At 61.8% G+C, this 22,469-nt stretch carries 19 protein-coding genes and 1 tRNA gene; 14 read left to right on the top strand and 6 right to left on the bottom strand.

Annotated features, from left to right (window positions below):
• On the bottom strand, positions 1 to 1,260 hold the full coding sequence (locus tag ACFQS4_RS13345; RefSeq protein WP_497901967.1) for an MFS transporter: 1,260 nt from the start codon (positions 1,258 to 1,260) through the stop codon (positions 1 to 3).
• 62 nt (positions 1,261 to 1,322) lie between these two features.
• Here ACFQS4_RS13345 and ACFQS4_RS13340 point away from each other — a divergent pair, with 62 nt between their 5' ends.
• A complete protein-coding gene (locus ACFQS4_RS13340; RefSeq protein ID WP_500193641.1) occupies positions 1,323 to 2,771 on the top strand; it encodes a short-chain fatty acid transporter in 1,449 nt (482 codons plus the stop codon).
• Positions 2,772 to 3,281: 510 nt separating this feature from the next.
• Positions 3,282 to 4,970: an aldehyde ferredoxin oxidoreductase C-terminal domain-containing protein gene (locus ACFQS4_RS13335; RefSeq protein ID WP_497901966.1), complete on the top strand. Its 1,689-nt coding sequence runs from the start codon at positions 3,282 to 3,284 to the stop codon at positions 4,968 to 4,970.
• A gap of 56 nt (positions 4,971 to 5,026) precedes the next feature.
• Here the strand turns inward: ACFQS4_RS13335 and ACFQS4_RS13330 are convergent, their stop codons facing one another.
• Positions 5,027 to 5,308: a ubiquitin-like small modifier protein 1 gene (locus tag ACFQS4_RS13330; protein ID WP_500193638.1), complete on the bottom strand. Its 282-nt coding sequence runs from the start codon at positions 5,306 to 5,308 to the stop codon at positions 5,027 to 5,029.
• Between the two features lie 155 nt (positions 5,309 to 5,463).
• Between ACFQS4_RS13330 and ACFQS4_RS13325 the strand changes: the two genes are divergently transcribed.
• From ACFQS4_RS13325 to ACFQS4_RS13315, 3 genes are all read left to right on the top strand, one after another.
• Positions 5,464 to 8,730, top strand: a complete 3,267-nt coding sequence (locus tag ACFQS4_RS13325; RefSeq protein ID WP_497901964.1) for a PAS domain-containing protein — start codon at positions 5,464 to 5,466, stop codon at positions 8,728 to 8,730.
• Between the two features lie 106 nt (positions 8,731 to 8,836).
• Entirely contained in the window at positions 8,837 to 9,142 is a 306-nt protein-coding gene (locus tag ACFQS4_RS13320) for a HalOD1 output domain-containing protein (RefSeq protein WP_254156908.1), read from the top strand.
• A 227-nt stretch (positions 9,143 to 9,369) separates the two neighbouring features.
• Positions 9,370 to 9,489, top strand: coding sequence for a DUF7989 family protein (locus ACFQS4_RS13315; protein ID WP_497901963.1), 120 nt, complete (start codon positions 9,370 to 9,372; stop codon positions 9,487 to 9,489).
• Between the two features lie 63 nt (positions 9,490 to 9,552).
• Here ACFQS4_RS13315 and ACFQS4_RS13310 read toward each other — a convergent pair whose 3' ends face one another.
• Together ACFQS4_RS13310 and ACFQS4_RS13305 are read right to left on the bottom strand one after the other, a co-directional pair.
• Complete coding sequence (locus ACFQS4_RS13310) at positions 9,553 to 10,068, bottom strand: DUF7122 family protein (protein WP_497901962.1); 516 nt, start codon at positions 10,066 to 10,068, stop codon at positions 9,553 to 9,555.
• Complete coding sequence (locus ACFQS4_RS13305) at positions 10,068 to 10,982, bottom strand: RsmB/NOP family class I SAM-dependent RNA methyltransferase (RefSeq protein WP_497901961.1); 915 nt, start codon at positions 10,980 to 10,982, stop codon at positions 10,068 to 10,070. The genes ACFQS4_RS13310 and ACFQS4_RS13305 overlap by 1 nt, the downstream gene beginning before the upstream one ends.
• A 147-nt stretch (positions 10,983 to 11,129) precedes the next feature.
• Between ACFQS4_RS13305 and ACFQS4_RS13300 the strand changes: the two genes are divergently transcribed.
• Positions 11,130 to 11,867 (top strand): proteasome assembly chaperone family protein, encoded by a 738-nt coding sequence (locus ACFQS4_RS13300; RefSeq protein ID WP_497901960.1) that lies wholly within the window; start codon positions 11,130 to 11,132, stop codon positions 11,865 to 11,867.
• An 83-nt stretch (positions 11,868 to 11,950) separates the two neighbouring features.
• Positions 11,951 to 12,787 carry an aldo/keto reductase gene (locus ACFQS4_RS13295; protein WP_497901959.1) on the top strand — a complete coding sequence of 279 codons (837 nt, stop codon included), beginning with the start codon at positions 11,951 to 11,953 and terminating at the stop codon, positions 12,785 to 12,787.
• A 61-nt stretch (positions 12,788 to 12,848) separates the two neighbouring features.
• On the opposite strand, the gene ACFQS4_RS13290 is transcribed toward ACFQS4_RS13295, so the two are convergent.
• Complete coding sequence (locus ACFQS4_RS13290; RefSeq protein ID WP_497901958.1) at positions 12,849 to 14,795, bottom strand: DUF7289 family protein; 1,947 nt, start codon at positions 14,793 to 14,795, stop codon at positions 12,849 to 12,851.
• 124 nt (positions 14,796 to 14,919) lie between these two features.
• A complete protein-coding gene (gene guaB / locus ACFQS4_RS13285) occupies positions 14,920 to 16,419 on the bottom strand; it encodes an IMP dehydrogenase (protein ID WP_497901957.1) in 1,500 nt (499 codons plus the stop codon).
• A gap of 539 nt (positions 16,420 to 16,958) precedes the next feature.
• Between guaB and ACFQS4_RS13280 the strand changes: the two genes are divergently transcribed.
• The 7 genes from ACFQS4_RS13280 to ACFQS4_RS13250 all read left to right on the top strand — a co-directional run bounded on the left by ACFQS4_RS13280 (position 16,959) and on the right by ACFQS4_RS13250 (position 22,336).
• Positions 16,959 to 17,876, top strand: a complete 918-nt coding sequence (locus tag ACFQS4_RS13280; protein ID WP_497901956.1) for a DUF5794 domain-containing protein — start codon at positions 16,959 to 16,961, stop codon at positions 17,874 to 17,876.
• A gap of 113 nt (positions 17,877 to 17,989) precedes the next feature.
• A tRNA-Trp gene (locus ACFQS4_RS13275) sits at positions 17,990 to 18,164 on the top strand.
• A gap of 358 nt (positions 18,165 to 18,522) precedes the next feature.
• Positions 18,523 to 18,651 carry a hypothetical protein gene (locus ACFQS4_RS13270; RefSeq protein WP_497901955.1) on the top strand — a complete coding sequence of 43 codons (129 nt, stop codon included), beginning with the start codon at positions 18,523 to 18,525 and terminating at the stop codon, positions 18,649 to 18,651.
• Positions 18,652 to 19,143: 492 nt separating this feature from the next.
• Complete coding sequence (locus tag ACFQS4_RS13265) at positions 19,144 to 20,904, top strand: hypothetical protein (RefSeq protein ID WP_497901954.1); 1,761 nt, start codon at positions 19,144 to 19,146, stop codon at positions 20,902 to 20,904.
• Between the two features lie 75 nt (positions 20,905 to 20,979).
• Positions 20,980 to 21,348 carry a hypothetical protein gene (locus ACFQS4_RS13260; RefSeq protein ID WP_497901953.1) on the top strand — a complete coding sequence of 123 codons (369 nt, stop codon included), beginning with the start codon at positions 20,980 to 20,982 and terminating at the stop codon, positions 21,346 to 21,348.
• Positions 21,349 to 21,409: 61 nt separating this feature from the next.
• On the top strand, positions 21,410 to 21,790 hold the full coding sequence (locus ACFQS4_RS13255) for a DUF8023 family protein (RefSeq protein WP_497901952.1): 381 nt from the start codon (positions 21,410 to 21,412) through the stop codon (positions 21,788 to 21,790).
• A gap of 3 nt (positions 21,791 to 21,793) precedes the next feature.
• A complete protein-coding gene (locus ACFQS4_RS13250) occupies positions 21,794 to 22,336 on the top strand; it encodes a fibronectin type III domain-containing protein (RefSeq protein WP_497901951.1) in 543 nt (180 codons plus the stop codon).
• Positions 22,337 to 22,469: the final 133 nt, after the last annotated feature.

Raw genomic sequence — 22,469 nt, 5'->3', positions numbered from 1 at the left:
TCAGGCTGCTCGCGATCGCGTGCCGGTTCTCCACGTCGCCAGACCGGTGAGCGCCGCACCCGCGAGACCGGCAACCCCGGCGGCGACGAACGCCGGCGTGTACGTCCCGAAGAGATCGTAGCTCGCGCCGGCCAGCGGCGGGGCGAACAGTCCCGAAACGGCGAACGAGAGCGAGACGACGCCGAAGAGGGCGTTGGCGTCGTCGGGGCCGAACAGGTCGACGGTGAGCGGGGACAGCAACGCCCCGTTCCCGCCGTAGGCCGCGCCGAAGACGGCCGCGAAGGCGACGAACCCGGCCGGCGACGACAGGACGGGTAAGGCGAACGTCGAGACGGCCATCAGAATCGAACACCCGATGAACGTTCGGTTCCGGCCGAGGCGGTCCGACGCGAATCCGATTGCCATTCGCGAGGCGGCGGTCGTGGCGCCGATGATCGTGAGCGCGAGCGCGCCGATTCGTGCGTCGAGCCCGAGGTCCGTGACGTGAGCCACCAGGTGGACCAGCGTCACGTACAGGGTCCCGTAGATGAGTATCCAGCCGAAGAACACCAGCAGGAACCGACGGCCGGTGGCTATCGACACGATGTCTCGAGCCTGCTCGAGCCACCCTCTCGACCGCGAGCGCGTCTCCGGGTAACCGGCGGGAAATTCGCTCGCCGGAACCCCTCTCTCTCGAGGGTCGTCCTCGATCAGCACGGTGGCGACGACGAGCAGGGCGACCAGCCCCGCGACGAGGGCGAGATAGGCGCGTCGCCAGCCGTAGCGGGCGATGAGGAGTGTCGCGACGGGCGTGACGGCGACCATGCCGACACCCAGGCCGGCGGTGGCGATCCCACTCGCGAAGCCGCGACGGCGCTCGAACCACCGAGGAACGGTCGCGTACGAGACGACGTAGATTAGCCCCATGCCGAGGGCCGTGATGACGCCGTAGGCGAGGCCAAGCGTCGTGATCGAGTTCGCCTCGCTCGTCCAGAGCAATCCGAGCGCCAGCAACACTACACCGGTGCCCATGACTCGCCTGACGCCGTAGCGGTCGGCGACGCCGCCGAAGAGCGCTGCGCCAACGTAGATCATCAGGGTCTGTACGGAGAACACGAGCGATGTCGCGCCTCGAGAGAGGTCGAAATCGCTCGCCAGCGGTTCGAAAAACACGCCGAAGGAGTAAGACACGCCGAAGATGACGAAGGTGCCGATGAAGCAGGCTGTCGTCACGACCCAGCCGTAGTAGTAGCCGTCATTCGTCGAATCTGGCCCCGTCACTGTCCCCGAATTGGTCGGTTCGACATATAAATATTTAATACAGTTACCAAATACCACGGATCATGGCAACACGAGCCAATGGTGCTAGCGGAGGGACGAATCGTGGTGGCGACTCGAAACCAGGACTCTTCGAACGGGCCGGAAAAGGGCTCGCAGACGTCGTCGAACGGTGGATGCCGAGTCCGTTCCTGTTCGCGATTCTCCTGTCGTACATCGTGTTCGTCGCCGGCATGGTTTTCGAGGGATCAGGTCCACTCGAGATGACCACTTACTGGTTCGAGGGGTTCTGGGCGTTCCTCGGGTTCGCGATGCAGATGACGCTCATCCTGATGACGGGCTTCGTGCTCGCGTATCACCCGCGAGTGAACGCGTTGCTCAAGGGTCTGACCCAGCTTCCAAGTTCCGGGAAACAGGCCGTCGTCCTGGTGGGCGTCTTCTCGATGGCCGTGGCGTGGATTCACTGGGGATTCAGCCTCATCCTCGGGGCGATTTTCGCTCGAGAGATGGGGAAGACGGCCCATCGAAACGGAATGCCGGTTCACTACCCGCTGCTGTGCGTCGCTGGGTACATGGGCCTCGGCCTGACCTGGCACTGGGGGCTGTCGGCGTCGGCCCCGCTGTTGCTCAACACACCCGAAAACGAGTTCATCGAGGGGGGCTACATCGACGGAATCGTCCCGGCCAGCGAGACCATCTTCAGCAGCTACGCCCTCTTGCTGACGATTTCCTCGATCGTCGTCGCTGCCGCGTTCTTGTACCTGCTCGCGCCAGGGGCGGGGCGGACGCGCTCGATTACGGAATTCGTCGACGAGAAGAACCTGTTCGACGAGTCGGGGTCGGGCAGTGACACCGTCCCCGACGGCGGTGTGAAGACGTACGAAACGCCGGCAGAGAAGATCGACAACAGCCGACTCCTCGGCGGATTGATCGCCTTCGGCGGTGTGTTTATGGTCGGCTACCTCCTCGCGAGCGAGGGTCTTGACGCCTGGAACCTCGATCTCGTGAACTTCGCGTTCCTGTTCGCCGGCCTGCTCGTCTTCTTGCGCCCCGCCTACTATCGCGAACGGTTCGGCGAGGCGGCGGAGGCCGCCGCCGGCATCATCCTCCTGTTCCCGTTCTTCGCTGGTATCCAGGGAATGATGAACGCCTCCGGCCTCTCGTCGTCGATCGCCGAGGGCCTGTTCGCCATCTCAGAGCCGGCGACGTTCCCAATCGTCGCCTGGATCGCCGGCGGCATCGTCAATCTCTTCGTGCCCTCCGGCGGCGGCGAGTGGATCGTCCTCGGTCCCTCGGTCGTCGAGGCGGCACAGGGCCACGGCGTCCCCGTCGGCCAGGCCACCATCGCCTACGCGGTCGGCGACGCACACACGAACCTGTTCAACCCGTTCTGGGCGCTTCCGCTGCTCGCGATCACGGGGATCAAGGCGCGGGAGATGTTCGGCTACGCGATCGCGATGATGCTCCTGCTGACGCCGTTCCTCGCGCTCGCGCTCACGTTCATCCCGTACTGACTCGAGACGACTGGGCCGAGCGAAACGGTATCTTCTCTTGAGTTCGAGACCGAGAACCGCGAGGTTGGCTCGAGCGATCGGTGAGGAATTCGCCGCCCGAGGAATCGGTCCGTCCGACGACGAATCCACCGAGGCGGCGATGCCTGCTATCGACGGCACAACACGCTTCCGTGTCACCACCCCACATACTGATGATCTGCTTCCAACTGGTACAGATGGGACCACGGAGGCAGATCGTGTATCGACTCGAGAGACAGCGAGCGAGTGAAGCGAACTCGACGGCGATCACACGGACACGCGCGATCCCCAACGGACGCGATCCCCCACAGACACACCTTATCGCACCACGTGCTGGAACGGAGTGCGATACAATACTTTTCGCGGATCAATCTCCGAGAGAGGTCACACCATCGAGACAGCGTGATCGGCCGGACACGACCGGGACGGGCCAGAGGACCGAAACCGGCCGGCAGCCGATAGTATAAGAGACTCGAGTCCGACCCCACGTGTATGCGCCACGCACGGGGTCCACTGCTCACGGTCGACGTGAGCAACCGGACCGCAACTACGACCGACATCGACGACGTGCTCGAGCGAACCGTCGGCGGTCGCGCGACGGCCACCGCCCTCGCCCACGACCGCATCCCGTTCGACGCCGATCCGTTCGGCCCCGAGAATCGCGCCTACCTCTCGACGGGGCCGCTCCAGCAGAGCCGAATGTCCTTCACCGGCCGGATGAACATGACCGGCCTCTCACCGCTGACGGATGGCCTGGTCTCGACCAACGCCGGCGGCTACCTCTCCCGAAACTTCGTGGGAACGGGCATCAGCGTCCTCGAGGTCGTCGGCGAGAGCGACGAGTTGCTCGCGGTTCACGTCACGGACGGCGATAGCGACGGCGAGGGCGGCGTCGAAGTCGCGTTCGAAGCAGTGCCCGAACTCGAGAACGCGCTCGTGCCCGAAATCTCCGACTACATGGCCGACACCCGGGACCTCGGCCCCGAACACTGCATCGCCATCGGCCCCGCCGGCGAGAACCTCGTGCGCTTCGCGAGCGTGATGACCTTCGACTCGCGAGCGTTCGGTCGGGGCGGGCTCGGGGCCGTGCTCGGGTCGAAGAACGTCAAGTGCGTCACCTTCGAGGGCGACTCCGCGCCCGACGTCGAGTTCCCGCCGGTCCAGATGGACGTTCACAAAGAAGCCGCCGAGTCCGACGACCTGATGAAACGCCAGGGGACGACTGGCGGCACCGAGTTCATCAACGACAACTTCTCCTTGCCGACGCGGTACTTCCGGGACTACGAGTTCGAACACGTGGCCGACATCGGCGGCAACGCCGTCGAGGAGAAGAAGTACAAGCGCGCAGCCTGTTCGGCCTGCGCCTACGGCTGTAAACTCCCGACTCGGGACGAGGAGACCGGCCTCGAGACCGAGGGTCCGGAGTTCGAGACGGTCTACTCCTTTGGCTCCCTGCAGGGTGTGGGTGACGTCGTCGACGTGATGAAGGGGAACGAACTCTGTGACACGCTGGGGATGGACACCATCTCCGCCGGCGTGACGGTCGCCGCCTACCTCGAGAGCGAGGACGCCTTCGGCGACGCCGACCTCGCCCACGAGATCACCGAGCGAATTGCCTATCGCGACGGCATCGGCGACGTACTCGCCGAGGGCGTCCACCGCTGTCACGAGGAACTGGGCGTCGACGACTACACCGTCAAGGGGATGGAGTTCGCCGCTCACGACGGCCGCGTCCTCCACGGGCAGGGCCTCTCCTACGCCGTCGCCAACCGCGGCGGCGACCACATGTACGCCGGCATGCTGAGCCTCGAGTACAGCGGTGAACTCGACCCGGAGGGTACACTCGGGAAAGCCGAGACGCTGGTCGACGAGGAGAACTCGTCGGCGTTCCGAGATACGGGAATCGTCTGTGCGTTCGGCGGCGACTACGTGACCGACGAGCGACTCGAGGAACTGTTCGACGCCGACTACGACGACCTCATGGCCATCGGTGCTCGCACGGTCGAACGGGAGCGCCACTTCAACAACCAGCGCGGGTTCGGCGTCGACGACGACCGAACCCCGTACGACCTGCCGGACCTCGAGGCCGCAGTGGATGAGTACTACGAGGCTCGCGGCTGGAACGACGACGGGACGGTTCCGGCAGAGCGAGTCGATTCGGTCGCTCCCTCCGCGGACTGATCGTCCGCGGGTTCCGTATTCGGTAGGTGATCGACGAGGCAGAATCGATCTCGCCGTCAGCCCCCGTACACCGACGGCACGAGCCGATACACGTCGCCGTCCTCGAGTTCCGTCTCGAGGCCGTCGAGGTGTCTGACGTCCCGCTTGTTCTTCGTCACGACCGTCTTCCCGGCGAGGGATCCCTCCTCGTCGTCGAGCAGGCGGCCCTCGAGCACCGGATAGGCGGCCTCGAGTTCGACGAGCAGGTCGCGGACGGTCTCGCCGTCCGGCTCCCACTCGGTCGCCGTCTCGTCGGTGTCCTCGCGAAACGGTCCGAAGAAGACACACTCGAGTTGCACGTCTCGAGGGAGGGGCCGTTCGTTCTTGTACGTACGGGTTTCGGTGCCCGTTCGTCCGATCGTAGCCGGAGCCACTGAGTCGTATCCGGAGTCACCAGGTCACAACCGGAACCACCGGATTGGCGTAGCGGCGCCCTTTTAGTGATCTACGCGCAATGGAGTCTATGCGCCACGCGATGGAAGCGGCGACGGGGACGGTGCTGGCCGTCGGCACTGCGTCCTGGCTCGAGGGCATCGGCCCACCGGCTGAATCCGAGAGCGAGCGGACGTGGGCTGGCGAAGACGGGAGCCAGCGAGCCGATCACTCCGTTACCGTTTACGGCCCGGTTTCGGCCGTCGACGAGCGGCCGCCGGAACTCGAGTCGCTCGAGGCGGTCGACTGCGTCCTTACCGACGCCGTCGAGACCGTTTCGGCCGCCTCCGCAGCACTCGAAGACGTCCCCGTGGTCGTCGGTCCACCAGCCGATCGATCGACCGTCCCCGGCCGCAGTCGGAACCGAGACGGCGACTCGCTGGCGGCACACCTCGAGGCCGCGCTCGACGCCGGTGCGAGCGACGTCGTCGACGTCACGACGGCCGCCCACCCCGGTCTGTTCCGACGACGCCTCGCGGCCGTTCTCGAGCGCCAGCGAGCGACGGCGGCCGCAGAAGAAGCGAACACGTGGTGTCGGACGTTGATCGAGAAGTCGCAGTCGCTGTTCCTGGTCCTGGACGACGGCGGGCGAGTAACCTTTGCCGGGCCGTCCACGCCCCACGTTGTCGGCGCCGACCCCGATGCGCTCGTCGACCACCCCCTCGACGAACGCATCCACTACGACGACCGTGATTCGTTTTACCGGGCGTTCGAGGCCGTTCGCGATGCAGACGCTGGCACGTCGAAGACCTGCGAGTATCGGTATCGTCACGCCGACGAAACCTGGCACGTCCACGAGGCGGTCCTCACGAATCGCCTCGAGGACCCGGCCGTGGACGGAATCGTCGTTTCGGCGCGAGACATCACGGACTACCGGCGGATCGAACGCGAGCTAAACGAGTCGTTCGACCGCGTCACCGACGCGTTCTTTTCACTCGACACGGACGGAGAATTCACGTACCTCAACGACAGGGCCGAAGAGCTCCTCGAGACGCCGAAAGAGGAGACCCTGGGACGGTCGTTCGTCGACGTCTTCCCGGAAGCCGAAGGCGGTGACTTCCAGCGAGAGGCGATTGCAGCCCTGCAATCACAGGAGGCGCGAACGATCGAGAGCTACTACGAACCGTTCGATCGGTGGATCGAAGCCCGGATGTACCCGTCACCGACGGGGTTGTCGATTTACTTCAGAGACGTGTCGAGACGAGTTCGGCGCGAACAGGCGCTGGTCGAGCGGTCCGAGCGGCTCCAGGTGCTGGTCGAAAACGTCCCCGTCGTCCTGTTTGTCATCGACGACGACGGCACGTTCACCCTCTCGGAGGGGCGCGGCCTCGAACGAATCGGGGTCGAATCCGGGTCGGTCGCCGGCCAGTCGATATACGACGTGTACGCGGAGCATCCGTCGGTCATCGGCGACGTCAACCGAGCGCTCGGCGGCGAATCGGTCCACAGCTTCCAGCGGATCAAGGATCGAATCTTCGAGACCTGGTATCGACCGGTAGTCACCGGTGGAACGGTCGAACGGATCATCGGCATTGGCGTCGACGTCACCGAGCGCCGCCAGTACGACGAAACGCTCAACACGCTGTACGAAGCGACCCAGCACCTACTGACGGTCGAATCGAAACAGACCGCCTGTGAGTACATCGTCGACGTCGCCACCGACGTACTAAACCTGGAGAACGTCGTCGTGTTCCGGTTCGACGACCGGGAGAACGAACTCGTTCCGGCCGCGTACACGACGGACCTCCTGACTGACATCGGCTCGCCACCACGGTTAGGGCCCAACAAAAGCATCTCCTGGCAGACGTTCGTCGACGGCGAAGCGAAGGTCTTCGACGACATTCGAACGTCGCCACACGTCTACGACGAGGAGACCGCCGTCAGAAGCGGACTCTTCGTCCCACTCGGTGAACACGGCGTGCTGGCGACGCTGTCGACCGATGAGGGCCAGTTCACCGACGAAACGGTCGACCTCGCGCAGGTGTTCGGCGCGACCGCCGAAGCCGCTCTCGACCGGATCAGTCGAACCCAGCGACTGCACGAACGCGAACAGGAACTCAAACGCCAGAACGAGTACCTCGAGCGCCTGAACGAGGCCAGTTCCCTCCGCGAAGAGATCGAGTCGCTCCTGTTACGCGCGAGTTCGAGGGACGAAATCGAGACCGGGCTCTGCGATCGACTCACGGACCTCGAGGACTGTTCGTACGTCTGGATCGGCGAACCAGATCCCGGCGGCAACGAGATACTGGCTCGTCACGAAGCCGGGTACGGCCGCGGTTATCTCGAGTCGGTGACGGTGACGGCCGTCGACGATCCGGCCGCCGAACCGGCTGGTCGAACCGCTCGCACGCTCGAACCGACGAACGTCGACAACGTCGCCCAGGACCTCCGTCACGGCGCCTGGCGAACCGAAGCCCTCTCGCGGGACTTCCAGAGCGTCTACGCCGTGCCGCTCGTCTACGACGACTTCCTGTACGGCGTTTTGACGCTCTACAGTACGGACCGAACGGGGTTCGACGAACCCATCCGGTCCGTCCTGGACGACCTCGGCGAGACCGTCGCCTACACGATCAACGCCGTGCAGCGAAAACAGGCGCTCCTGGGCGGGGCAACGACCGAAGTCGAACTCGAGGTGACGACCGAGACGCCGCTGGCAGCGCTCTCCCGCGTCGCAGACGCCCGCGTCGAACTCGAGGGGATTATTCAACAGGACGACGGCACGTCGACCGTCTTCGCGAGCGTCGATAGTGACGTCGACCCCGACGACCTGGACTCGATCGAGACGGTCACCGACGGGACGATCATCAGTCGAACCGACGACCGAACGGTGATCCAGCCCGAGCTGACGGAGCCGTTCCTCGTCGCCGTCGTCGACGGCCACGGCGGCCTGCTTCGATCGTTTACGGTCCACCCCGAGACGGGAACGCGAACGACGCTGGAAATACCGAACTCCGTCGCCGTCCGCGAAGTTCTCGCCGAGATGAATCGACGGGGGTTCTCGGCGTCGATGGTCGCCCGCCGGGAGCGGTCGGGTGAAAACGAACGCCTGGCCGGGGACCCGAGGACGCGCGAACGTGACCAGTTCCTGTCGCTGTTGACCGATCGCCAGCGAGAAGTCGTTCAGACCGCCTATCACGGCGGCTTCTTCGAGTGGCCGCGAGAGACCACGGGCGAGGAACTCGCCGGGTCGCTCGGGATTTCGCCACCAGCATTCCACAACCACGTGCGATCGGCCGAGCGAAAGCTCTTCACCGCCGTTTTCGATCACGAGTGGAGTAGGGTTAACTGATTAACCCTCTTCCTACGACTTCGTTATAGAGTTAACAGCCAGACTCTTTACCCACACCTGCAAACGGTAAATTGTCTTCCCATCTCTACGGGGGGTTGAATTCACGATGACTGAAACATCTTCGCCACAAATTCGCGCTGGAACGACTGAATCGTACTCGGTTCAATTCGATCGACTCGACGACGAGCCGCTGAGCGTCACCGTCGCCGACGCCGTAGCGACATTTACTGGACTCGACGTCACGGAACTCGATCCGCTTCACTACGCGATCGACGCCGACGCGCTCGAGCGCCTCTTCGAGCCGCGCGCGGAGGGGCTTCGATCTGACGGAACGGTCTCGTTTGCGTACAACGAGTGTCTCGTAACCGTCTCTGCTGGCGGCGAAATCAACGTCGAGTCGCTCGACGACTGATCGGTTTTGGATTTTCTCGAGCGAGTGAGACGGGGAGCGACGCCATCGCTGTCGGAGAGCGAGTACCGAGTAGCACCTTACGAATACCGAGGAGTAGCAACTGACGAGAAACGAACAGCATGTAGCGAGTAATCGCCGCACTCAAAATATAGTGTGATATTAACACACTATATTGTATTCATTCCCCATAGGAAACGTCTTTATAGGACGTCTCGCTACGTCTGTGCATGTCATCGAAGACCCCCACATCCGAAACGATGAAAGACGTTAGCCACACCCCGCCAGCAGGAGACTCCGTCACGAACGTCTGGCACCGCGGCCGACCAGACGACGAATCGGACGAGTAAAAGCAACTGGCGTCTATCCGCTAACCTGGATCCATTCTCGCTCCGAAAACGAAACCACTGCCTTCAGAGCGACCGCCGTCTCCCCTTCGGAATCATCGACCTGAGTTCGCCGTGCAGGTAGAGTCCGACGCCGATCGGTTCGCGGTCGCCGTCGACCTCGTGTGCGGCGATGAGATACCCCCAGTCGCCGTCCCACTCGAGCAACTGGTCCTCGCCGTCGGCGAATCGGGTCGCTTCCACGTCCGAAAGGTCGACAACACACCGGGTGGCGTGACGCCCGAACCGCTGTACGAAATCCGTCGTCGGTTTCCAGTGCTCCTGTCGCGTTCGCAGACAGGTCATCCCCAGGGCCTCGATTTCGGCCGGTGACGGGCTTTCCCCACTGTATATCCAAATTTTCCCAGACCCTTTCTCCCAGAACGTGTGTTCCTCGAACGTCTCCGGCGGGATGCCGAAGCGGTCCTCGAAGTACTCGAGCACCGCTTCTCGCGAGGCCCGACGCTCGACGCTTCGGTCGGCGTCCGTCGCCGGGAGCCGATCGAACTGCTGACCGACGTTCGCCTCGAGGCCGTCGGCCATCAGGCGCCCACCTCCAGTTTCGCGACGAAGAAGCCGCCGGTGTCGTTGTGGTGGGGATAGATGCGGATCGCCCGCTCGAGGCTCGAGTCGTAGGTCTCGTCGTTCCACTCGGTGACGCCGGGAGCGTACTCGAGGTCGGGGTCGAGATCCACGTCGACGACGCGACAGTCCTCGGCATCGAGGGCGTGCTGAACGACCGCTTCGTTCTCCTCCGGCGCGAACGTACACGTCGAGTAGACCACGGTGCCACCCGGCCGGGTCGCCTGTACCGCTCGCCTGAGAATGCCCTTCTGAATGCCCGCCACCGAGTGCACGTGGTCCTCGGACCACTCCTCGAGCGTCGTCGGATTTTTGCGAATCGTCCCCTCACACGAACAGGGGGCGTCGACGAGCGCGTGATCGAACTGGTCGACCGCCAGCGGCGCGAACGAGAAATTCCGCGCGTCCTGGTGGGTGACCGCCAGCGACGTCGCGCCGAGACGCTCGGCATTGAATCGAAGCGCCGAAAGGCGACCGAGGTTGCTGTCGTTGGCGACGACCGTGCCCCGGTCGTCCATCAGCGCGGCCAGCTGGGTCGCCTTGCCGCCGGGGGCTGCACAGGCGTCGAACACGGTCTCATCGGGCTCGGGGTCGAGGACGACGGGCGGCACCGCGGAGACCTCCTCTTGCGTGTGGATGAACCCGTGAAACGAGGCCCACGTCGACCCTGGCGAGTCGGTCTTGAGGCGGAGTACCCGCGGATTCCACGCGGCCTGCTCGTACTCGATGTCGTCGTGCTCGAGGGTCGCTATTGCCCGTTCGACGGAGGCCTTGATTGTGTTCACCCGGACGGCGATTCCGAGCGGCCGCTCACAGGCCGCCCGAAACGCCTCGAAGTCGTCGACGATCGGCCGGTACCGCTCGAGTGGCTCCATTGAGACGTGATTCGAGGGCGCTTCGTTTGTGGGTTTCGAAGCGGTTGGCGCCACGGGGCTGGTGCCACAGGGTCGGCGCCTTGGGATCGACGGCCGCGGGCGCCTGCCGCGGCCGGTTTTAAGTCGTCGGACGGCGTCACCTCGACTATGTCAGAGATCCGTAGACAGGGGCCGGAAGCCGAACTCGAGGAGCCAGTGCTCGTCGAAGGGTTTCCCGGCATCGGTCTCGTCGGGAAAATCGCAACCGACCACCTGATCGACCAGCTTGAGATGCGCTACTACGCGAGCGTCCACTGCGACGGGCTCCCCCGAATCGGGATCTACCGCGACGGATCGACGACCATCCAGCCGCCCGTCCGTCTCTACGTCAGCGAGGACGAGGACGTCATCGCCCTCCAGAGCGACGTTCCAATCAGCACGCAAGCGCTCGAGTCGGTCGCCGGCTGTCTGACCAGCTGGGCGGTCGACCACGACGCGACGCCGGTGTACCTCAGCGGCTTGCCCTCCCAGCGAGACGAACCGCCCCAACTGTTCGGCGTCACGACCGGCGACGCCGACGCCGTCGACACCTACGACATCGATAGCCCGACGGAGGACGGCGTCATCAGCGGTCCGACCGGCGCCCTGCTCAACCGGGCGGCCGAACTCGGTACCGATTCGTTCGGACTCGTCGTCGAGTGCAGCCCGCAGTTCCCCGACCCCGAGGCAGCGAGCGTCCTTCTCGAGGACGGCATCTGTCCCATCGCCGATGTCGAACTCGACGTCGAGGCGTTGATCGAACGGGCGGGGGAAATTCAGGAACAGCGCCAGGCGTTCGCCGAACGGATGCGCGAGGTCGAATCCGCCGAGAGTACGCAGGCCCAGCCGTTGCGGATGTACCAGTAGCCGACGCATCCACGCCCAGCCCGTCACGAGAGGTGGCACCCGCAAACCCAACGCCTTTTCGACTCATCCGCTAGCGCTCGAGTATGGCTTCCGACACAGATCTGACCCCCGCTGACTGCCCTGCAGCGAACGGCATGCCCATCCTCGGCCTCGGCACCTGGCAGAACACCGATCCGGACCAGTGTGCGGACTCGGTTCGAACCGCCCTCGAGATGGGGTATCGCCACGTCGATACCGCCCAGGGCTACGATAATGAGGAGTACGTCGGTCAAGGGATTGCCGACGCCAACGTCGACCGCGAGGACGTCTTCCTGGCGACGAAGGTATCGACCTCCAATCTCGCCCACGACGACGTCCTCGAGACGACCGAGGAGAGCCTCGAGAAACTCGGCGTCGACGCCGTCGACCTGCTGTACGTCCACTGGCCGGTCAACACCTACGACGCCGAGGAGACGCTGGCCGCGTTCGACGAACTCTACGACGACGGCCTGATCCGCAACGTCGGCGTCAGTAACTTCGAGCCTCGTCACCTCGAGGAAGCGATCGACCTCCTCGACGCGCCCCTCTTCGCGAACCAGATCGAGTGTCACCCGCTGCTCCCCCAGGAGGAGCTTCGCTCGGTCTGTGCCGACCTCGACGTCGAACTCGTCGCCTACTCGCCGCTGGCTCGAGGCGAGGTCTTCGACGTGCCCGAGATGCAGTCCGTGGCGGAGAAGCACGATGCGAGTGAGGCCCAGGTCAGTCTCGCCTGGCTCCGAGAGAAGGGCGTCACCGCGATTCCGAAAGCGACCGGCGATGATCACATTTCGGACAACTGGGCGTCGTTAGGCGTAGAGTTGGACAGTGAGGATCTCGAGAGGATCGACGGGCTCGAGGAAGTGCATCGAGAGGTCGATCCGGGTATGGCGCCGTGGAATTGATCTTAATCCATTAATTCTTAAATGATATGGAGAAGACAGAAAGCGTCAATCGCAAAGCGAGCTACTCTATCGATATTTCTTGTATCTTGACATCGAAGAAGACGAACTCAGATGCACGAGCGAATCGAGGGTCTACGCCGTCTTCGGTGAGGAGTTGTTCGTCAAAGTAGATCCCACTGCCGCTGTCGAGCGTGACCTGGTTTCCAATGACTGCTCCGTATATCGCTGCCCCGTCGTGGATTTCAACTGAGCTATCTCGAGCATCGACGAGTCCAACGAAATCCTCGGAGATACTCACGGTATTCTTACTGTTTTTCTCAGTTTCCTCCACGATTACCTCAATCGCAGTCGAATCGTACGGCTCGTGAGGTCGCTCAACCGATGCCCCCGACGCGAGCTCGAAGTCCCCGGTAATATGAAGGATGATCACGCCATCGCTGGTGTCCAGTTCCAATGTGCCGTCATTTTCGACCACAAGCGAGTCTGCTTTGTAGATCCCGGACTCTACTGAACAAGTATCACCACCTTTCACAGAGATGCTTTCCGAATCGGTACATTCGTCCGGCAATTCGTCGTATTCGCCCTCAGTTGGATACCATCGTGTGCCCGGCTCTGATTGGATTTTGTCAGTTGGTTCTTCTGTTTCAGCGTCTTCAATTCCCTCCGAGGCATTTCCCTGGACTCCATCAGTTTCGCCGGTGATTTCGCCGGTAACGTACACATCGCCAGTGACGTTCGTACTAGCGTCAATTTCGAGATCGCCGTCTACTCGGACATCGCCACCGATTGTACTGCCCGACGTGATTATTGCACCATCGATGGCGTGAACATCTCCACCGACCGTTCCTCCGTCGATAGTTAAGCCGCCTGTAGTTCCAGTGGTGTTGATGAAGAGTGATCCTTCGACCGTCGCAGAACCAACGTCGAAGAGATAGTCGCTGTGGACGTCACCAGTGATTACTGCATCATCACCGAGTCGGATTTCGTCCCCCGAACCATTGGAATGCTGGCCGAGTGTGTTGTAGAAATCACCGCCGAGCGTGAAGGACATGTCCGAATTTTTCGCGGTACCGGACCAGGTTGCGACACTCGTGCTATTGGTGAAATCGGATCCATTTGGCGCCGTGTTGCCGGCCGTTGCCGAGTTGTAGCTGTTAATCTCGCTTCCGTTTTCGAATGCGACTGGCTGTGACCCTGCCTCAGAACTACCGATACGAGCGGAGTGAACCTCGGGAATAGAGTGGTCGATGTCCACTTCGAGTATCATCGTCTGCGTCGCGTCATCGACTTGTACTGAACCGATTTCGCCCTCTTCTCCTTTTTCAATTCCATCCTGGTTGGCAAAGTAATCGGCCCACCCGTCGTAGTACTCCGATTGGATTTCGAGTGTCATCGGGCCCGCAGGTAGTCGATCAGGTAAGCCAAGAGCCGTTTCGTTGAGACCATCCGATGTCGCCTTCAAATTATTCGATTGGGCCTCAGTACCACGCACGCTCGTCACGTCGACTCGTATACTCGAGAGCCCCTTCTCTGTCGTCTCGATCTGGATATCCGGGCTACTGACGAGTTGAGTTCGACCATCGGTTCGCTTCCAGACGCCACCGCCCTGGTACGCAACGTGAGATCCCTCGTGTTCGTAGATGATCGAACCCAGTTGGAACGATTCGTTTGAAATGGCGTCAAATCCTTCCACTGATATAGTCACCGACCCCGCGTCCGGCTCAACTCGCGTATCCCGTTGAATCGACTCACTGAACGTGAATTCTCGAGTTTCTCCAGTTTGAAGTGAGGCAAACTCCATTTTCGCCTGATCGAGCGATTGTGTGGCGGCCTCGTCGCGACTCTGTGATTCGAGTTGTGCGAGGGCGGTTTGCCCGACCGCAACGATGCCGATCGCGGCGATAATAACGAATCCAAGCAGAACAACAACTGCAATGACTTCGGCCTGTCCACGGGAATATCCCTTCGGCAGTAACGTATCGTCTCCGTGGTCAGCGTCGTCGCTCATACGCGTATTCGATAATCAGGCAATATGATAGTATCGGCCGATTTGGGGTACTATATCGTAGAACCAGTCTCGAAAGCACGTCAAAATACGAAACTCGAGAGCCCGCGTTACGCAACCGTAGCCATCACTCGCTCGGTGAGTAGTTCGGCGCCTCGTCCGTAATCACGACGTCGTGGGCGTGCCCCTCGGCCTGACCCGCCGAGGAGACACGAACGAACTCCGCTCGCTCCTTGAACTCGGGAATCGTCTCGGCACCGACGTACCCCATTCCCGACTGCATCCCGCCTGCGAGCTGGTGGAGTTCTGACTGGAGCGTTCCCTTGTACGGCGTCGCCGCTTCGACGCCCTCTGGGACGTACTCCTCGTCGTCCTCCGGATCGTCCTTCAGGTATCGGTCGCCGTCACCCGACTTCATCGCTCCGACCGACCCCATCCCGCGGTACTGCTTGTAGCGCTTGCCGTTCATCGTCACGACGCGACCCGGGGCCTCGTCAGTGCCCGCGAAGTACGACCCGAGCATCACGGCGTCGGCACCGGCGGCGATCGACTTGATCGCGTCGCCGGAGTACCGAATCCCGCCGTCGGCGATCACCGGGATGCCGTGCTTGCTCGCGACGTCTGCAACCTGTGCGACAGCGGTGATCTGGGGCATACCAGCGCCGGAGACGACCCGCGTCGTACAGATCGAGCCCGGACCGATGCCGACCTTGATGCCGTCGGCGAAGTCCACCAGGTCCTCCGCAGCCTCTCGCGTGCCGACGTTTCCAACGACGACGTCCGCGTCGACGGACTCTTTGATCTCGCGGGCCCCGTCGATGACGTTCAGGTTGTGTGCGTGGGCGCAGTCGATGAAGAGCACGTCCACGTCCGCCTCGTCGGCCGCAACCGCGCGGTCCGTTTCGAACGGACCGACGGCGACGCCACATCGCAAGCGACCGGTTTCGTCTCGAGCGGCTTGCTTGTACTCCCGGCGCTGTAAGATACCCTGCATCGTGACCAGGCCGACCAGCAAGTTCTCGTCGTCGACGACGGGAACGCGCTCGATCTTGTGCTCGTACATCAGGTCGAACGCGTCGCGCGCGTCGATGTCCTGGGGCGCCGTGATGACCTCGTCGGTCATCGCCTCCGTGACCGGGTCGTTCTCGCCGACCTCAAGGTGCGGGCGGATGTCCGTACTCGAGATGATGCCCAGCACCTCGCCGTTGGTGTTGACGACGGGGGCGCCGCCGACGCCCTCCTTGACCATCATCTCGTCGACTTCGCGGACGGTCATCTCCGGGTCGGCCGTCACCACGTCGTCGAAGGGGATGATGAGTTCGTCGGCGCGCTTGACGCGACTGATCTCCTCGACCATTTCATCGATATTCATGTTCCGGTGGAGGACGCCGAGTCCGCCGTGACGGGCCATCGCGACCGCCATCTCGCTCTCGGTGACGGTGTCCATCGCTGCCGAGATGATCGGAACCGAGACCTCGACGTTTCGAGACACTCGCGAGGTGAGATCCGCCTCGTCGGGCTCGACACGACTCTCCTTCGGCCGGAGCAAGACGTCGTCGAACGTCAGCGCTTCCGGTACGCGTAATTTCGCAGAATACGGCTCGTGCTCGGGAACGTCGTTCGCCATGTAAACTGTCCGGAACCGTCGGTAAAAAGCGTTCCGAGACTCCCTCGAGTGTGTGGTACTTATTGGCGTTCTCGATGGTCGACACCGATACCAGCGCTAACACAATTCGACGTTTCAGGTTCTGACGGGCAATTATTGCCCCTCGAGGACGGCCTGTGTTGAAAACTCTCATCCAATCACTCGTGCCAGGAACTATTCGTCGATACTACTCGCGTTTCAGTTACGATTTCACGGTTCGTGTTCAGCCATCTCACACAACGTTTAATAATACAGGTCCACTCGATTCGAGTATGCACGCTGTGAACTTCCGCGATTCCCGACTCGCCGGCCGGACGACGTTCGACTCCGTAGCCGCGATTTTCTTTGGGAATTGCCCACTCACAGCGCGAGGTCTTCGGTTCGGGCGGAAACGCTCCTCGTCGACGTCGGCGCCGACGCCGATGCCGATGGACTGGCTTCCGCTCCAGCAGTCGCTGCGGGACCGTTCACCTCGTTACCCCCATCCCCAGGCCTCGGGTCACGGCCATCGTTCGTGATCGATGAGTACGTCACAACACCCCGTCGCCCTCCGCCTCGAGCGGTTAGTCGGCGGTGACGCCAGACTCCTCGCCCTGGTGATGGCCCTCCCGCTGGTCGACGGCATCTTCGTCGCCCTGATCCTGGCCGGCGCCCTCGAGACGCCGACGAGCGCCGTTCAGGTCGGCCTCCTCATCTTCGGTGGCAGTGCGACCCTCGCCGTCATCCTCGCGGAGATGCAGGGGACCGTCCGCGAACAGGTTCGCGTCGTGCTGATCGTCGGCATCCCGCTGATCGTGCTCGCGGCTATCCAGGCCGCGCTCGCACCGGCGATCGAGAGCGTGATCGAGACGGCCACCTTCGAGCGATTCGCCGCGCTGGTCATCCTGGCGATCGCCGCCAAGACCGCGAGCGCCACCGTCGGCGAGTACCTGCCGAGCCCTGGCGTCATCATCGGACTGGGACTCGTCGCCAGTCTCGAGCCCACGGGTGCGGAGTTCGCGCTCATGGACGACCCGCAGTTGGTCGCCAACGCAACGCTGGCTGCCGTGATCGGCGTGGCGTTCGCCCTCTCCGTGGCCGTCAGCGGCCCGTACTTGCGCGAGTACATGGACCTCAACCGGTTCCGGTTCGGGAGCGCCGTCGCCCTCGGTCTGTTGCCCCTCTCGATTATGGGGATGGCCTTCGGGCAGGCCCCACTGGCTGCGCTGGTCGTCGCCGCGTTGTTCGCGCTGGATCCCGACACTGATGACGAAGCGTCCAACTCGTCAACCAGCTCCGGAACGCGGGCCGATGGCGGCGTCAGTTCGGAATCGGCGGCGGAAGCGACCGACTCCGAACACGAGGACGCGGACGTGACCGTCGACGAGTCGAACGGCGACACCGATCCGTACCCGGGCGACGACACGACGTCGACTGCTGGACGTGCCCCCTGGCTCTAGGCTCGAGTCGGATTTCGCCTGATGCTGAGCGCTCGAGTCGCTTGTTCGGTCCGGTCGCAAACTCTCACCTGAATCGTAACTGCTTTAGGCTGGATCACCCAACGATTGCTCGAGGGGTCGTGGCCAAGCCAGGCATGGCGACTGACTCCAGAGGTCCCGCGCCCGGGACGACACTCCAGACTGATATACTGATCGGGCACCTGATCAGTGTCCGTGTGATGACCCTCTGGAGTTCCGAGGCGCACCGGAGATATCAGTCGATCGGGGGTTCAAATCCCTCCGACCCCATCCTCACCTTAATTATATCTTAATACTGTGGATAGAAGGGGGCTTAGTACAAACCCTTCTACTACCACATCCATTATCTAATTCGACTACCCTGGCTCGGTTTTGGGTACCGAGGTGGTCGGCGTGACCGATTGGCATCGCCTCCAGAGCTACCGCTGTCGGAGCTGCCGATCTCAATGTCTCAACTACCTCGACGAGAGCTGCACACAAGCGGGCAAGTGTCGATACTGTCACAGTCCCGCTGACCTCGAACGCACCGATCACGAGCCCGGTGACCAGACTCACTCAGGGAACACTCCGGCGGTCACGTCCCGAAGGCGGTCTGTTTCCAGCATCGACCGAGAGGCGCGAGTGCCGGATGGGCAGATGCCCGGAACGCGCAGCGCTGAAAGCGCGAGCGGAAGCCCGGAATGCAGGGAGCGCAGCGAAGCGAGCGACCGGCCTCGTTCCGGCCAGGGAGCGCCTCGAGGGTGTTCCGTTTCTGTAGCTGACCAACCGCTAGCTGATGGCTGGTGGTCACGATGACACGGATCACCTGGGATCCGTCTCCTCGGTGGTCGTGTCCATTCTGCTCTTCGGTTAATCTACTCCGTGATCGAACTCGCCCTTGGTACTGTGAAACCTGTGGGTACCACGATCGCGACGTAGAGCTTCAGCTCGAGGTAATCGACCTGGCGGATCACGCCCCGCCCTTGAATCGTGACTAATGTCGGGCTCAAACGAGTTCGAAGCGGCGGGAGAGCTATCAGCATCTTCCGAAGGGCAGGGTACTTCGCGGTCTTGGCCTTCCCAGATTAACTGTGTAACCCACGGAGACGGCGCGACAACCGGAAGCGCCGTCGCGGCGGAGCCTGGTGTTACACCCTCTGGTGACTACCGCCCGACACCCCTCGATCGTGCCGAGGAGTTCGCGGAGGTTTACCCACACCTGGCGCACCTTCCGCTGACCAAAAAGCACGGTCGATCACTCCGTCGAGAGGTGACTGAAGCCGACTACGAACCGGAGTACGTCGAACCAGAACGCGAATGGGAGAACGGTTTCGTCACGTACCGCCTTCGCGAACGGCGCGCCGCGACATGGCAAGACGCTGTATTCGCGTTCCTCGATGCACACGAACGGTATGAGAAAGGAATGAGCGTGCGGTTTTCGGGCATCGACGATTCCGGCGAAGAGATCGAATTTGAGGTGCCGCTACAAGATAGCTGGGGGGAAGAGTACGCGAATAAGGAATACGCCAGGGCGATGGCGTTCGAACGACAGTTGACGGGCGGCAAACACCCTGACGGAACGGAAATCGAAGGAGAATGGGATAACCTCGTGACGGTGATGCTCACCAATACGGGATCGAGCATTCCGGATGGTGAACGGGTTGCTCCGGTCGACCACTTCGATGCCGTCTCAGACGCCTGGAGTTACGGCGCGACTCGTGATACAGTACGCAACATCTGCGAGACTGACCTTGGTCTTGAATCGCACGAATGGGGGTATCTACGGTTTGGTGAGCCACACGGAGTCGGTGCAGCTTCTGATCCAGACAAAAACCCTGGTCCGAACGCCTGTTATAGCCACAATCATATCGGCGTCTATCTCAATCTCGATCTCGAAGAGCGGTACGGAAGCGACCTCGAGCACGCAGAATTCAAGATCGAGAAGGCATTTCGAAAGGCGATAGATAAACACGTAGAAGTGTGCGATTTCGCGACGATTGAAGCCCACAACTACACCCATGAAAACCCCGATGAGCGCCCTATTTCAGTAAATTCGAATGTGGCAAACATGGGCTCCTATCTGAGCGCCTACGCACAGACGTACGGCGATGAAGACCTCATCGAGCGCCCGATTGAGTATGTCGCGTGGGGTGCAGTGATCTGGTCGATGAATCGCCAACGGATGGGCCGATCGAAAGTTCTGAACGAGGCCATCGCGGCTGATCAATGCGCGGCGGAGTACCGTGACTCCAGAAGTGAGCAGGAACACAATCACGGAGACCGTTTGAAACACTCGTCTGGTCGGGGATCGCAGATCGTCTGTGCCTGCTGTGGTAGTGGTTTTGGTATTGACCAGACCTCGGAAACGATTTCCGAACTCCGCCTCGAGGGCGATCGCGTCGATCGTGCCACCACCAACGGCGGTGACCAGCTCGTCGACGACGATCAAACGGACTGGAACGGCCTCGAGAAACGACCTGATACTGCCGGAGCGCGGTACGGTGAACCGGTCGTTGATGCAGATTTGAGAAACCAAATTGAACGCTATGTGGACGTACACGGAAGCGATACTACACCAGCTCATCTTCTCGGTGCGCTAGATCTCAATCCGAAACATCTGCCACTTGTGAAACAAGTGCTTTCAGGAGACTCGCCAGAACCGATACGAGATAGCTTTTCGGTTCCTGAAGAAAGTGGAAAATGGAAAATAGAGGCGTTCATCGACGAAGATGGGGAAGAACATTCACCTTCCTCGAGCGGTGGCGTCGATCTCGTCGAGACTCATCTCCCGATCACCAATATTCTCGAAACAACCCGGTTACAGTATTACGATGATATCGCGTCACCGAAAACACGCTGCCGACGCTGTAACGTAGCGTTATACGGGGCTTCCTCGATTGCGGGTCATTTCTATCATAAACACAATATTGAAGACCCTGCTATGGTTGATCATCTGGTGCAATTTGAATGGAACGGGAAACCGGTCCCTGAGGAATTTGAAACACCGGTTGTACCGGTTTCCGAATCATGACCGTTCCGTTTGTCGCTTTCACTTTCACCCAGGGTGTTTCAGGTTTATCACTAGATTCCTAGAATATCTAGCTGCATGGCAACGGAACCAGCCGAAGTCCCTGAAGGCTTCACGAAGGTTACTGCACCGCAACAGAACGACGACGACTTCGACACCGAATGGGTCGATCGCCCTGCGCTCGGCGAGCTGGTCCAGGGAACGCTCCTGAATCTCAAGCCGGACTGCGGCGATCACGACACGACTGTCATCGAAATGCGCCTCTCCGAACCGTACGGCGAGTTCGAAGATGGCGCACTCGTCTGCTTCTGGTCGACTAACGGCATCGACGCCGCCCTCGAGGAGAACGATATCTCTCGAGGCGAGGAGATCGCCGTCGTCTGTGATGACACGTTCGAGATCGACGGGGAAAGCCGGCGCGGCTACTCCGTCTACACTCGCGAATAACCGCTGCTGCTGACACACCACTTCATTACCCATGACTCACCGGAGCTACGGACGACAATCGATGAACGGACTGCTCAACGACTACGCCAACATGAGGACGCTCCCGGCGGCGCTCGGGATGTTCTTCGGACTGCTCTCGCTGTTCCAGTTCGGCGCAATCTCGGGCGACATCACGTTCGCCTGGATCGACTACACGCTGACCACAGAACACGCGGCGCTCGGCTCGATCGTCATCTACGCGGTGGCGTTCATGTCGTCCGAGACGACTTCATTCGATCACTACCAGGACTGGGAAAAGGCACTCATCGCTGGCTCCCCGATCGTCGTGCTCGGCCACGAGTACGTCCAGCCCGTTACGGACCTCGTGAACACCTCGGAGCCGCTGACGCAGATTCTCGCGTTCCTGATCGCGATGGGCGGATTAGCCGTCGCGACTCAATAAATTATGATCGGGAAACGCACCGTCGCCGCGCTGGTCGTGCTCGTCGCGCTCGTCGCGACTGGCGGGATCGTCGCTGCGGCAGAACTCCTCAACGAAACCGTTGACACGACGAATGACACCGAGTCGATCGACGTAACGATCGACGCGAACGAGACGTTCGCGGGCGCCGCAGCTGGGCAGAACTCGACCACTGCTGACGTGACGTTCTACGACGCCGACGAGTACGCCAACGACTCGGCGAATGCCACGGCGCTGCTCACTGACTCGATCTCCGTCGACGAAGGCGACTCGAACACGACGGCGTACGTGCTCGAGGACGAATCCGCGCTCGATCAGAACGCCTCGTATCAGGTCGTCGTCGACGGCGACGCTAATGACATCGCCAGCGCCTCGGTGGCGCTGAACGATGGCTCCTCGGGCGGTCTGCTGTTCGGCGCCGATGGTGGCCTCACGGGCACGGCGATCGTGCTCGGCATCATCGTCGGTGGCGCGATCATGTTCAGTGGAAAGAACGGCTCGAACGGAGGCAGCAGAGGACGTAGCTGATGGTCCCACTTCTGGCGCTCCGCGTACTGCCGATCAAGAAACTCATTGGCCTCGCGCTGATCGCCTACGTGGCGATCTCGTACGGCCTGATCTAGCGATCACTATGCAATTTTTCACGAAACCACAATCGAAA

Origin of the sequence: Saliphagus sp. GCM10025317 (assembly GCF_042663665.1) — an archaeon.
Lineage (GTDB): Archaea > Halobacteriota > Halobacteria > Halobacteriales > Natrialbaceae > Natronosalvus.
Note: the sequence above shows the minus strand (reverse complement) of the source record. Positions and strands in the feature narration are given on the sequence as shown.